We start from the raw sequence: 11,419 nt of genomic DNA, 5'->3' as shown, positions 1-11,419 counted from the left end.
ACGCGATGACCACTTCCGCCCTCGACCAACCCACGATCTACGACACGCCCGAGCACCGCGCGCTGCGCGAGCAGGTGCTGCGCTTCGTCGCGCGCGAGGTGGAGCCGCACGCGGCCGCGTGGGAGGAGCAGGGCTTCGTGCCGCGCGAGGTGCTCAAGCGGATGGGCCAGGCCGGGCTGTTCGGGCTGATGTATGAGTCGGCGTATGGCGGCGCCGAGGCCGACGCGATGACCAACCTGGTGTTCGCCGAGGCGCTGTCGCAGTCGACGTTCGCCGGCTTCATCATCACCGTGCTGGTCCACACCGACATGGCCAGCCCGCACCTGCACCACGCCGGCAACGCCGCGCAGAAGGACAAGTACCTGCGGCAGGTCATCGCCGGCGAGACGATCTGCGCGGTCGGCATCACCGAGCCGGGCGCCGGCAGCGACGTGGCGGGCATCCGCACGACCGCCAAGCGCGATGCCGCCACCGGTGACTGGGTGCTCAACGGCACCAAGATGTTCATCACCAATGGCGTGCATGCCGACCTGTACTTCATCGCCGCGAAGTCGGGGCCGGGCAAGCGCGAGGTCTCGATGTTCATCGTCGAGAAGGGCACGCCGGGCTTCTCCGTCGGCCGGGCGCTGAAGAAAACCGGCTGGCTGTCCAGCGACACCGCCGAACTGGTGCTCGACAACGTCCGCATCCCCGCAGCCAACCTGCTGGGCGAGGAGGGCAAGGGCTTCTACTCGGTGATGAAGAACTTCCAGACCGAGCGCATCGCACTGGCGGCGATGGCGGTGGGCCACTGCCAGCAGGCGCTGCGGCTCACGCTGGATTACGTGCGCCAGCGGCAGGCCTTCGGTGGCCCGCTGTGGAACCAGCAGGTGATCCGCCAGCGGCTGTCGATGCTGGACGCCAAGACGCAGGCCGCGCGCCAGTTCATGTACCACTGCGCCTGGCGCGTCACGCAAGGGCACGACATCGTGCAGGACGTGTCGATGCTCAAGGCGCTCACGGGCGAGCTGGTCAACGAGGTGGTGCACACCTGCCAGCAGTTCCATGGCGGCATGGGCTACATCCGCGAGACGGCGATCGAGCGGTTGTGGCGCGACGCACGCATCCTGGCCATCGGCGGCGGCGCGACGGAAGTCATGTTGGAAGAAGTGGCCAAGCGCTACTGAGTGCCTGGCAAGACCGGAAGGATTTTCATGAAGCACCTGCAACTGCACTTCGACCGTGGCATCGAGACCGTCACGCTCAATCGCCCCGACGTGCGCAATGCGTTCAACGACGAAGTCATCGCCGAACTGACGGCGGTGTTCCTCGAGATCGGCAAGCGGGCCGAAGTGCGCTGCGTCGTGCTGGCCGCCAACGGCCCCGCGTTCTGCGCGGGCGCCGACCTGAACTGGATGAAGCGCATGGCCGGCTACACGCGCGAGGAGAACGTCGCCGACGCGACCGGCCTCGCGCGCATGCTGGAAGTGATCTTCACGTGCCCCAAGCCGACCATCGCGAAGGTGCAGGGCGACGTCTACGCCGGCGGCACGGGCCTGGTCGCCGCGTGCGACATCGCGGTGTCGGTCGACACGGCGACCTACTGCCTCAGCGAGACGCGGCTCGGCCTGATCCCGGCGACCATCAGCCCGTACGTCATCCGCGCCATGGGCGCGCGCGCGGCACACCGATGGATGCTCACCGCGGAGCGCTTCGCAGCGGCCGAGGCCCACCGCATCGGCTTCGTGCACGAGGTAGTGCCGGCCGCGCAGCTGGACGCGAAGGTGACGGAGATCGCGCAGGCCCTGGTGAATGCCGGGCCGGAGGCGGTCAAGGCCTGCAAGCAGCTCGTGCACGACGTCGGCGGCCGCGACATCACGCCGTCGCTGGTGCAGCGCACGGTGGAAGGCATCGCCGACATCCGCGCCAGCGACGAGGGCCGCGAGGGCATCCGGTCGTTCCTGGACAAGCGCAAGCCGAACTGGTTGCTGCCGTGATCACCGGAAGCGATGGATTCGCGCCTTCGCGGGACTGACGGGACATGGGCATGACCAACATCCCCGCCCTCATGGATCCGCAGCACGTGCTCGCCCTGGCGGCCGCGCTCGGCTGGGCCAGCGGCTTTCGCCTCTACGCGGCGGTGTTCCTCGCGGGCGGCGCAGGCTGGCTCGGCTGGATCGACCTGCCGCCGGGCCTGCACATCCTGCAGCACCCCGCGGTGCTCGCGGCCAGCGGCTTCATGCTGTTCGTCGAGTTCTTCGCCGACAAGATTCCCTACGTCGACACGATGTGGGACGCGGTGCACACGTTCATCCGCATCCCGGCCGGCGCGGGCCTGGCCGCTGCGGCGATGGGCGCGGACGGTAGCGCCATGGCCTGGGTCGGCGCGCTGCTGGGCGGCAGCCTGGCGGCCACGAGCCACGCGACCAAGATGACGACGCGCGCGGCGCTCAACACCTCGCCCGAGCCGTTCAGCAACTGGTCGATGTCGCTGTTCGAGGACGGGCTGGTCGTCTTCATGGTCTGGCTGTCGGCGACGCACCCTGCCGTCTTCACCATCGTGCTCGTCGTGAGCGTCGTGCTCGCGATCGTGCTGCTCATCGTGCTGTTCAAGTTCCTGCGCACCGTGGTGCGCGGGATCCGGTCTTTCCTGGCGGGGCACCCGATGCCCCGGGAGCTCTAGCGAATGTTCAAGAAGATCCTGATTGCGAACCGTGGCGAGATCGCCTGCCGGGTGGCCGCGACCGCCCGCCGCATGGCGGTCCGCACCGTGGCCGTGTATTCCGATGCCGACGCCGATGCGCAGCACGTCGCCGCGTGCGACGAAGCCGTGCACATCGGCGGCAGCGCGCCCAAGGACAGTTACCTGCGCTGGGACCGCATCCTGCAGGCGGCCAAGGACACGGGCGCCGAGGCGATCCACCCGGGCTACGGTTTCCTGTCGGAGAACGAGGAGTTCGCCCAGGCCTGCGCGGACGCGGGGCTGGTCTTCATCGGCCCGCCGGCGTCGGCGATCCAGGCGATGGGCCTGAAGGCCGAGTCGAAGCGCCTGATGCAGCAAGCGGGCGTGCCGCTGGTGCCGGGCTACCACGGCACCGACCAGGACCCGCAACTGCTGAAGAAGGAAGCCGACCGCATCGGCTACCCGGTGCTGATCAAGGCCAGCGCGGGCGGCGGCGGCAAGGGCATGCGCGCGGTGGACAAGGCCGAAGACTTCGACGCCGCGCTGGCCTCGTGCAAGCGCGAGGCGAAGAACAGCTTCGGCGACGACGCCGTGCTGATCGAGAAGTACGTACAGCGGCCGCGCCACATCGAGATCCAGGTGTTCGGCGACACGCACGGCCAGTGCGTGTGGCTGTTCGAGCGCGACTGCTCGGTGCAGCGCCGCCACCAGAAAGTGCTGGAGGAAGCGCCGGCGCCGGGCATGCCGCCCGGGATGCGCAAGCGCATGGGCGAGGCGGCGGTCGCCGCCGCGAAGGCGGTGAACTACGTCGGCGCGGGGACGGTGGAGTTCATCGTCGAGCAAAGGCAAGCGGAGCGCAGCCCCCGCGAAGGCGGGGGGCCATCGCCTGTCCAGATGGACTTCTTCTTCATGGAGATGAACACGCGCCTGCAGGTCGAGCATCCGGTCACGGAAGCGATCACCGGCCTCGACCTGGTCGAGTGGCAGCTGCGTGTCGCGGCGGGCGAGAAGCTGCCGAAGACGCAGGACCAGCTGGAGATCCGCGGCCACGCGATCGAAGCGCGCATCTGCGCCGAGAACCCGGACAACAACTTCCTGCCCGCGACCGGGCGCCTCGAGATGCTGCGCTGGCCGGAGCACGTCACCTTCCGCCGCAACGCCGACGGCGAGCCGTTCCACGATCCGGCGCCGGTGCGCATCGATGCGGGCGTGCGGCAAGGCGATGCGATCTCGCCGTTCTATGACTCGATGGTCGCCAAGCTGATCGTGCACGGCGCGACGCGCGAGCAGGCGCTGGCGCGGCTGGACGATGCGCTCGCGCGCACGCACATCGTGGGGCTTGCCACCAACGTGCAGTTCCTGCGCCAGGTGGTGCGCAGCCGCTCGTTCGCGCAGGCAGACCTGGACACCGCGCTGATCCAGCGGGAGGCTGCCGTGCTGTTCCACCAGGAACCCGTGGGCCTGAAGCTGGCGGCGGCGGCTGCGGTGGCCAAAGCGCTGGCGGACGAACGTGGGCTCCAAGGCGCCGACCCCTTCAGCCGACGCGACGGCTGGCGGCCGTACGGCGTCGCCACACGGGCCTTCGCATTCGAGTTCGGAGGCGAACGGCACGAGGCAACGCTCACGTACCTGCACGACGGCGCGTTGCAACTGTCGGTGGGCGGCACGAGCGGCCCGCTGGTGATCGCGCAACGCGGTGAAGCGCTCGAGGTGCAGTTCGCGGGCGAGCGGACCGTCGCGCACGTCGACACGCTGGGCGAGACGGACCACGTCTTCACCCCGCGTGGCGCCACGCGCATCGTCGCCATCGACCTGCTCGCGCACGCGGGAGAGGGCGAGAGCGAAGGCGGCCGCCTGACGGCGCCGATGCCCGGCAAGGTGGTGTCATTCGCCGTGAAGGCGGGCGACGCCGTGAAGAAGGGCCAGGCGCTGGCGGTGATGGAAGCGATGAAGATGGAGCACACGATCGCGGCGCCGGCGGATGGGACCGTGAGCGAGGTGCTCTACGCACCGGGGGACCAGGTGGCGGAGGGGGCGGAGCTGCTGAAACTGAACTGACCCGTCGTCCCCGCGAAGGCGAGGACCCATCGCTTTCGCTTTCGCGGATGCTGAGGGGAAGCGGTGGATTCCCGCCTGCGCGGGAATGACGGAGTGCCGCAATGACAAACTAGCTGCATGCGCATCTACTACTACGCCCCCGCCACCAAGGCCGCTCCCTGGGTCGACGGCCTGAAGACCGCGTTGCCCGATGCCGAGGTCAGCGAATGGGCGCCAGGTGCGCCACCGGCGGATTACGTCGTGGTGTGGGCGCCGCCGCAGCAGCTGTTCGACGAGCAGCGGCAGCTCAAGGCGATCTTCAACACCGGCGCCGGCGTCGATGCACTGCTGAAGCTGCAGTTGCCGCCGGGCGCGAAGCTCGTGCGCCTCGACGACGCCGGCATGTCGGTGCAGATGGCCGAGTACGTGTGCCATGCGGCCATCCGGCACTTCCGCGAGTTCGATGCGTACGAAGCCGCGGTGCGCCAAGGGCAGTGGGCGTTCCGCAAGCCACGCCGGCGAGAAGACTTCCCGGTCGGCGTGATGGGGCTCGGCGTGCTGGGCACGCGCGTGGCCCAGGCGCTGCGCCAGTTCGACTTCCCGGTGGTCGGCTGGTCCCGCACGCCGCGCGAGGTCGAGGGCGTGCGCTGCCATTCGGGCGAGCAGGGCTTCCAGGATTTCCTCGCCGCGACGCGCATCCTGGTGTGCCTGTTGCCGCTGACGCCGCAGACCGAAGGCATCCTCGACCGCGCCACGCTCGGGCGTTTGCAGCGCGGCGGCTACCTCATCAACGTCGCGCGCGGCGGGCACCTCGTCGAAGCCGACCTGCTGGCGCTGCTGGACGAAGGGCATCTCGCCGGGGCGTCGATCGACGTGTTGCGGCAAGAGCCGCCGCCGGCCGACCATCCGTTCTGGACGCATCCGAAGATCGTGCTGACGCCGCACACGTCGGCGCGCACCGACCGCGACGCGAGCATCGAGCAGATCGCCGGCAAGATCCGCGCGCTGGAGCGTGGAGAACCCGTCGCCGGCGTGGTCGATCTGAAGCGCGGATACTGAAAGCCCTCACGAGGCAGCCCTCACCCCCAGGAAGACAGCCATGCAATTGCCATCGAAGGTCAAGCTCGTCGACGTCGGCCCGCGCGACGGCCTGCAGAACGAGAAGGGCGCCGTGCCCGCCGAAGTGAAGATCGGCCTGGTGCACCGCCTGCAGGACGCCGGCCTCACCGAGATCGAGGTCACCAGCTTCGTGTCGCCCAAGTGGGTGCCGCAGATGGCCGACGCCGTCGAGGTGATGGCGGGCATCCAGCGCAAGCCGGGCGTGCGCTACTCGGTGCTGACGCCCAACATGAAGGGCTTCGAGGCCGCGCTGCCCAGCAAGCCGGACGAGATCGTCGTGTTCGGCGCCGCCAGCGAGGCGTTCAGCCAGAAGAACATCAACTGCTCGATCGACGAGAGCATCGAGCGCTTCCGCCCGGTGGTCGAGGCGGCCCGCAAGCACGGCATCACGGTGCGTGGCGCGATCTCGTGCGCGGTCGGCTGCCCGTACGAAGGCGAGGTCGCGCCCGAGCGCGTGGGCCACGTCGCTCGGCTGATGAAGGACATCGGCGTACAGCACATCGGCGTCGCCGACACCATCGGCGTCGGCACGCCGCGCAAGGTGCAGGCCGCGATGGAAGCGGCGCTGAAGCACTACGACATCGACGCGATCTCGGGCCACTTCCACGACACCTACGGCCAGGCGCTGGGCAACACGCTCGCCAGCCTGGAGATGGGCATCTGGCAATACGACACCTCGTCGGCCGGCCTGGGCGGCTGCCCGTACGCCAAGGGTGCCACCGGCAACGTCGCGACCGAGGACGTCGTCTACATGCTGCACGGCATGGGCATCCAGACCGGCATCGACCTCGACAAGCTGGTCGACGCCGGCAAGTACATCAGCGACTTCCTGCAGCGCAAGCCGAACTCGCGGGCGTCGACCGCGATCCTGAACAAGAGGGCAGGCTAGTCGTCATTCCCGCGAAGGCGGGAATCCACCGCTTCCCTGGAAGCGATGGGTCCCCGCCTCCGCGGGGACGACAATGCGGACCATGTGCGGCGCTGAACTCACCTCCCTCCCCGAAGGCGTGCAACGCGTCGCCCGCGTGCTGCAGGACGCGGGCCATCCGCACGCGCCCGTGCTGCTCGACGACGCCGCGCGCACGGCGCAACAGGCCGCCGATGCATTGGGCATCGCGGTGGGGCAGATCGCCAAGAGCATCATCTTCCGCCGCAAGAGCGACGACGCGGCGGTGCTGGTGATCGCCTCGGGCGACCGCCGCGTCGACGAGAAGAAAGTCGACGCGCTGGTCGGCAAGACCGGCCGCGCGGATGCCGAGTTCGTGAAGGCGCGCACCGGCTACTCGATCGGCGGCGTGTCGCCGGTGGGGCACGTGCAGCCGCCGGTCACGCTGATCGACCGCGACCTGTTCCGCTTCGACGAGGTGTGGGCGGCCGCGGGCCACCCGCACGGCGTGTTCAAGCTGCGGCCGCAGGACCTGGAGCGGCTCACCGGCGCGCCGGTGGCGGACGTGACGAAGGAGACGCCGGCGTGATCGACGCCGCGCGCCACGTGCAAGGCGAGTGGCCGAAGGTGCAGGCACTGGCGGCCGACGAGCGCGTGCCGTCGCCGTGCAACGACGTGTGCCGCATCGACCTCGCGTCCGGGTTCTGCGAAGGCTGCCTGCGCACGATCGACGAAGTGGTGGGGTGGGGCGCGTCGAGCGACGAGCAGAAGCGCGAGGTGTGGGAGCAGTTGAAGCTGCGTGCGGATGCGATCGCCGGGGGCCGCCCTCACCCCAGCCCTCTCCCGGAGGGAGAGGGAGGACAACCATGAAGCACATCACCTTCTACCTGGACTTCATCTCCCCGTACGCGTACCTCGCGTTCGAGAAACTGCCGGCGGCGCTGGAGGGCGTGAGCCATTCGGTGACGTACCAGCCGATCCTGTTCGCGGGGCTGCTCAAGCACCACGGGCAGCTGGGGCCGGCGGAGATTCCCGGCAAGCGCGAGTGGACCTACCGGCAGGTGCTGTGGCAGGCGCACGAGCACGGCATCCCGATGCAGATGCCGTCCGCGCACCCGTTCAATCCACTCGCGCTGCTGCGGCTGGCGATCGCGTGTGGGCCGAACCGCTTCGTGTGCGAGACGATCTTCCGCCACGCGTGGCGCGGTGGCGCGGACGCAGCCGATGCAGCGCGCGTGCAGGCCTTGCAGCAACAACTCGCGCCCGGACGCGATCCCGCATCCGACGACGTGAAGAACGCGTTGAAGCAGGCGACCAACGACGCGATCGCGCGCGGCCTGTTCGGCGTGCCGACCTTCGCGGTCGACGACAAGCTGTTCTGGGGCTTCGACGCGTTGTCGATGCTCCGCGCGTACCTGCTGGGCGACGCCTGGTTTGCAACAACCTGGGACGCCGCCACCCGGCCCACGTCAGCCTTGGTGCGCCCCGCCCGCGGTTGAGCCCTGCGATTTCCCGCATCGCGAAAGCGAGCCTGCGGGTTTCACCTGAAATCGTCAGAGCCGGTTCAGTTTGGCGCAAGCCTGCGTTGGTTTGGCGCAAGCGCGCGGTCAGTCCCCACTCCAAGAATGCCCGCCACGTGCCCGAGTCCGGGCGCGAATGGAGACAACCGCATGGCAACCACGGCAACCGCCACCGCCGGCACCGTTTCGCGGCCGATGACCGCCGAGGAGAAGAAAGTCATCTTCGCCTCGTCGCTCGGCACGGTGTTCGAGTGGTACGACTTCTACCTGTACGGCTCGCTGGCCGCGATCATCGCGACCCAGTTCTTCGCTGGCCTGGACCCGACGTCGGCGTACATCTTCGCGCTGCTCGCATTCGCCGCCGGCTTCCTGGTGCGCCCCTTCGGCGCGATCGTGTTCGGCCGCCTCGGCGACATGATCGGCCGCAAGTACACGTTCCTGGTCACCATCCTGATCATGGGCGCGTCGACGTTCATCGTCGGCCTGCTGCCCGGTTACTCCAGCATCGGCGTCGCCGCGCCGATCATCCTGATCGCGCTACGGCTGCTGCAGGGCCTGGCCCTCGGTGGTGAGTACGGCGGTGCCGCGACCTATGTCGCCGAGCACGCGCCGCACGGCAAGCGCGGTGCCTACACTTCGTGGATCCAGACCACGGCGACGCTGGGCCTGTTCCTGTCGCTGCTGGTGATCCTGGGCGTGCGCGAAAGCATGACGCCCAAGGACTTCGCCGAGTGGGGCTGGCGCATTCCGTTCCTGGTCTCGCTGCTGCTGCTGATGATCTCGGTGTGGATCCGGCTGTCGCTGAACGAGTCGCCCGCGTTCCAGAAGATGAAGGCCGAGGGCAAGACGTCCAAGGCGCCGCTGTCCGAGTCCTTCGGCCAGTGGAAGAACCTGAAGATCGTGATCCTGGCCCTGCTGGGCCTGACCGCCGGCCAGGCCGTCGTCTGGTACACGGGCCAGTTCCAGGCCCTGTTCTTCATGACGACGATGGCCAAGGTCGACGTGACCACGGCCAACCTGCTGATCGCCGCGTCGCTGCTGATCGGCACGCCGTTCTTCGTCGTCTTCGGCGCGCTGTCCGACAGGATCGGCCGCAAGCCGATCATCATGGCCGGCCTGCTGCTCGCCACCCTGACCTACTTCTTCGTGTTCCCCAAGCTGCTCGAGGCCGCCAACCCCGGCCTGTACGGCGCGCAGCAGAAGGCGCACGTGACGGTCACCGCCGACCCGGCGCAGTGCTCGTTCCAGGGCAGCCCGATCGCGCGTGAGATCGACTTCCTGAGCTCCTGCGACATCGCCAAGCGCGCCCTGGCCCAGTCGTACATCCCGTACGAGAACAAGGCTGGCGCCGCCGGCAGCCCGGCCACCATCACGATCGGCGACAAGACGATCAGCGCGCCCACCGGCGCCCTGAACGAGAAGCGCAACGCGTTCGCGCCGGAGGCCAAGAAGTCGATCGACGACTTCCGCAAGCAGGTCGGCGACGCGGCCAAGGCCAACGGCCTGACGCAGCCGGCGGACAAGGGCAAGATGAACACCGTGATGGTGCTGGCCATCCTGGTCTACCTGGTGATCCTGGTGACGATGGTGTACGGCCCGATCGCGGCCATGCTGGTGGAGATGTTCCCGACCCGCATCCGCTACACGTCGATGAGCCTGCCGTACCACATCGGCAACGGCTGGTTCGGCGGCATGCTGCCGACGCTGTGGTTCGCCATGGTGGCGGCCACCGGCGACATCTACTACGGCCTCTGGTACCCCGTCATCGTGGCGGCCGCGTGCTTCGTCATCGGCATGATCTTCGTGCGCGAGACCAAGGACGTCGACATCTACGCCCACGACTGACCCGCGAGGGTCGTCACCCGGAAGCCCGCGGCTCGCGCCGCGGGCTTTTTTGTTGAACGCCTTCAGCGGCATCGGCTGCTTCTCACTAGGACTCGGCGCAGCGCTCGCGCGCTGCTGGGATGGCTGGAACGCAGAGGACGCAGAGCAAGCGCAGAGGTCGCAGAAGAAGCCCCTGAAGATTTTTTTCTTTTCCCTTCTGCGTTCTCTGCGCTTGCTCTGCGCCCTCTGCGTTAGGGAGTCCGCGTTCAACAGCCGGCAACGCCGGCGCACTCAGGGCCGCGCTTCGTACACCAGGTTGAAAGGCGTCTCCGCCGCGCGGCGGAAGTGGTGGAAGCCGCCTTTCGTCGCGACATCGCGCATGCGCGCCTCGCCGGCTTGCGCGCCGAGGCAGGCGCCGACTTCCTGTGAACGCGATGCGGGCGTGCAGATGAAGGTCGAGGCTGAATAGAAGATCCGGCCGACCGGGTTGAGGTTGTCCTCCAGCCGGTCGCCCGCGAAAGGCTCGACCACCATCCAGGCACCGTCGTCCTTCAGCGTCTCGCGCACGTGCGCCGCCGCGCCTACCGGGTCGCCCATGTCATGCAGGCAGTCGAACATCGCGACGAGGTCATAGCGCCTGGCGGGGAAGTCCTTGGCAGTGGCCACCTCGAACCGCACGCGGTCCTCCACGCCGGCGCGCTGCGCGCGTTCGCGCGCCACCTCGATGGAGGGCGCGTGGTAGTCGTAGCCGGTGAAGCGTGACGCCGGGAAGGCCTCGGCCAGCAGCATCGTCGAGGCGCCGTGGCCGCAGCCGACGTCCGCGACTTCCGCGCCGTCGCGCAGCCGCTTGCCCATGCCTTCCAGCGCCGGGATCCATTCCTCGACGAGGTGCGCCGCGTAGCCCGGCCGGAAGAAGCGCTCGGTCCCATGGAAGAGCGCGGCGTCGTGCTCGTGCCAGCCCAGGCCGAGCCCGGTGCGCAACACCGACGCGATCTTCGGGATCGCCTTGAACTGCGCGACGGCGATCTGGAACGCGCCGGGGATGAATGCCGGGCTGCCTTCCTGCGCCAGCGCGAACGCCTGCTCCTCGGTCATCGAGAACGCATCCGTCGCCGGGTCGTGCTGCACGTAGCCGCTGGCCGCCTGGGCCGAGAGCCATTCGCGCAGGTAGCGCGGGTCGGTCTCCGTCTTGCGCGCCAGTTGCTCGGCCGTGGCCGGCCCTTCGGCGAGTCGGCGGTACAGGCCCAACTGGTCGCCCACCACGACCGTCGCGGCGTGCATCACCGCGCCGATGTCGTGCACGAACTGGCCCATGAAGGCGTCCAACTTCTGCGAATCGATGGCCATGGCTGCTCCTTTGCCCCGCTTGAA

General features: G+C 68.8%; 11 protein-coding genes. 10 read left to right on the top strand and 1 reads right to left on the bottom strand.

Going from position 1 to position 11,419, the window contains the following annotated elements:
- The first annotated feature begins 5 nt into the window (after positions 1–5).
- The 10 genes from I8E28_RS19445 (at position 6) to I8E28_RS19400 (ending at position 10,069) form a co-directional block, all read left to right on the top strand.
- A complete protein-coding gene (locus I8E28_RS19445) occupies positions 6–1,166 on the top strand; it encodes an acyl-CoA dehydrogenase family protein (RefSeq protein WP_200789874.1) in 1,161 nt (386 codons plus the stop codon).
- A gap of 27 nt (positions 1,167–1,193) precedes the next feature.
- Positions 1,194–1,976, top strand: coding sequence for an enoyl-CoA hydratase/isomerase family protein (locus I8E28_RS19440; protein WP_200789873.1), 783 nt, complete (start codon positions 1,194–1,196; stop codon positions 1,974–1,976).
- A gap of 50 nt (positions 1,977–2,026) precedes the next feature.
- Positions 2,027–2,662 (top strand): DUF4126 domain-containing protein, encoded by a 636-nt coding sequence (locus I8E28_RS19435; RefSeq protein ID WP_200789872.1) that lies wholly within the window; start codon positions 2,027–2,029, stop codon positions 2,660–2,662.
- 3 nt (positions 2,663–2,665) lie between these two features.
- On the top strand, positions 2,666–4,720 hold the full coding sequence (locus I8E28_RS19430) for an acetyl/propionyl/methylcrotonyl-CoA carboxylase subunit alpha (RefSeq protein WP_200789871.1): 2,055 nt from the start codon (positions 2,666–2,668) through the stop codon (positions 4,718–4,720).
- Positions 4,721–4,837: 117 nt separating this feature from the next.
- Complete coding sequence (locus tag I8E28_RS19425; protein ID WP_200789870.1) at positions 4,838–5,758, top strand: 2-hydroxyacid dehydrogenase; 921 nt, start codon at positions 4,838–4,840, stop codon at positions 5,756–5,758.
- Between the two features lie 40 nt (positions 5,759–5,798).
- Positions 5,799–6,707: a hydroxymethylglutaryl-CoA lyase gene (locus I8E28_RS19420; protein ID WP_200789869.1), complete on the top strand. Its 909-nt coding sequence runs from the start codon at positions 5,799–5,801 to the stop codon at positions 6,705–6,707.
- A gap of 82 nt (positions 6,708–6,789) precedes the next feature.
- Positions 6,790–7,293, top strand: coding sequence for a YbaK/EbsC family protein (locus I8E28_RS19415; RefSeq protein WP_200789868.1), 504 nt, complete (start codon positions 6,790–6,792; stop codon positions 7,291–7,293).
- Entirely contained in the window at positions 7,290–7,574 is a 285-nt protein-coding gene (locus tag I8E28_RS19410; RefSeq protein ID WP_200789867.1) for a DUF1289 domain-containing protein, read from the top strand. Before I8E28_RS19415 ends, I8E28_RS19410 begins: the two co-directional genes overlap by 4 nt.
- Positions 7,571–8,203: a 2-hydroxychromene-2-carboxylate isomerase gene (locus I8E28_RS19405; RefSeq protein ID WP_200789866.1), complete on the top strand. Its 633-nt coding sequence runs from the start codon at positions 7,571–7,573 to the stop codon at positions 8,201–8,203. Before I8E28_RS19410 ends, I8E28_RS19405 begins: the two co-directional genes overlap by 4 nt.
- A gap of 171 nt (positions 8,204–8,374) precedes the next feature.
- A complete protein-coding gene (locus I8E28_RS19400; protein WP_200789865.1) occupies positions 8,375–10,069 on the top strand; it encodes an MFS transporter in 1,695 nt (564 codons plus the stop codon).
- A 270-nt stretch (positions 10,070–10,339) separates the two neighbouring features.
- Here I8E28_RS19400 and I8E28_RS19395 read toward each other — a convergent pair whose 3' ends face one another.
- Positions 10,340–11,395 carry a class I SAM-dependent methyltransferase gene (locus I8E28_RS19395; protein ID WP_200789864.1) on the bottom strand — a complete coding sequence of 352 codons (1,056 nt, stop codon included), beginning with the start codon at positions 11,393–11,395 and terminating at the stop codon, positions 10,340–10,342.
- Between the last annotated feature and the right edge of the window lie 24 nt (positions 11,396–11,419).

Source organism: Ramlibacter algicola (assembly GCF_016641735.1).
Taxonomy (GTDB): domain Bacteria; phylum Pseudomonadota; class Gammaproteobacteria; order Burkholderiales; family Burkholderiaceae_C; genus Ramlibacter; species Ramlibacter algicola.
The sequence above is the reverse complement of the archived record's forward strand: the minus strand, read 5'-3'. Positions and strand labels throughout refer to the sequence as shown.

What these genes read in the sequence shown, in the direction of transcription:
- I8E28_RS19445 (WP_200789874.1), top strand. Translation starts at nt 6, where the DNA reads ATGACCACTTCCGCCCTCGACCAACCCACGATCTACGACACGCCCGAG.
- I8E28_RS19440 (WP_200789873.1), top strand. Translation starts at nt 1,194, where the DNA reads ATGAAGCACCTGCAACTGCACTTCGACCGTGGCATCGAGACCGTCACG.
- I8E28_RS19435 (WP_200789872.1), top strand. Translation starts at nt 2,027, where the DNA reads ATGACCAACATCCCCGCCCTCATGGATCCGCAGCACGTGCTCGCCCTG.
- I8E28_RS19430 (WP_200789871.1), top strand. Translation starts at nt 2,666, where the DNA reads ATGTTCAAGAAGATCCTGATTGCGAACCGTGGCGAGATCGCCTGCCGG.
- I8E28_RS19425 (WP_200789870.1), top strand. Translation starts at nt 4,838, where the DNA reads ATGCGCATCTACTACTACGCCCCCGCCACCAAGGCCGCTCCCTGGGTC.
- I8E28_RS19420 (WP_200789869.1), top strand. Translation starts at nt 5,799, where the DNA reads ATGCAATTGCCATCGAAGGTCAAGCTCGTCGACGTCGGCCCGCGCGAC.
- I8E28_RS19415 (WP_200789868.1), top strand. Translation starts at nt 6,790, where the DNA reads ATGTGCGGCGCTGAACTCACCTCCCTCCCCGAAGGCGTGCAACGCGTC.
- I8E28_RS19405 (WP_200789866.1), top strand. Translation starts at nt 7,571, where the DNA reads ATGAAGCACATCACCTTCTACCTGGACTTCATCTCCCCGTACGCGTAC.
- I8E28_RS19400 (WP_200789865.1), top strand. Translation starts at nt 8,375, where the DNA reads ATGGCAACCACGGCAACCGCCACCGCCGGCACCGTTTCGCGGCCGATG.
- I8E28_RS19395 (WP_200789864.1), bottom strand. Translation starts at nt 11,395, where the DNA reads ATGGCCATCGATTCGCAGAAGTTGGACGCCTTCATGGGCCAGTTCGTG.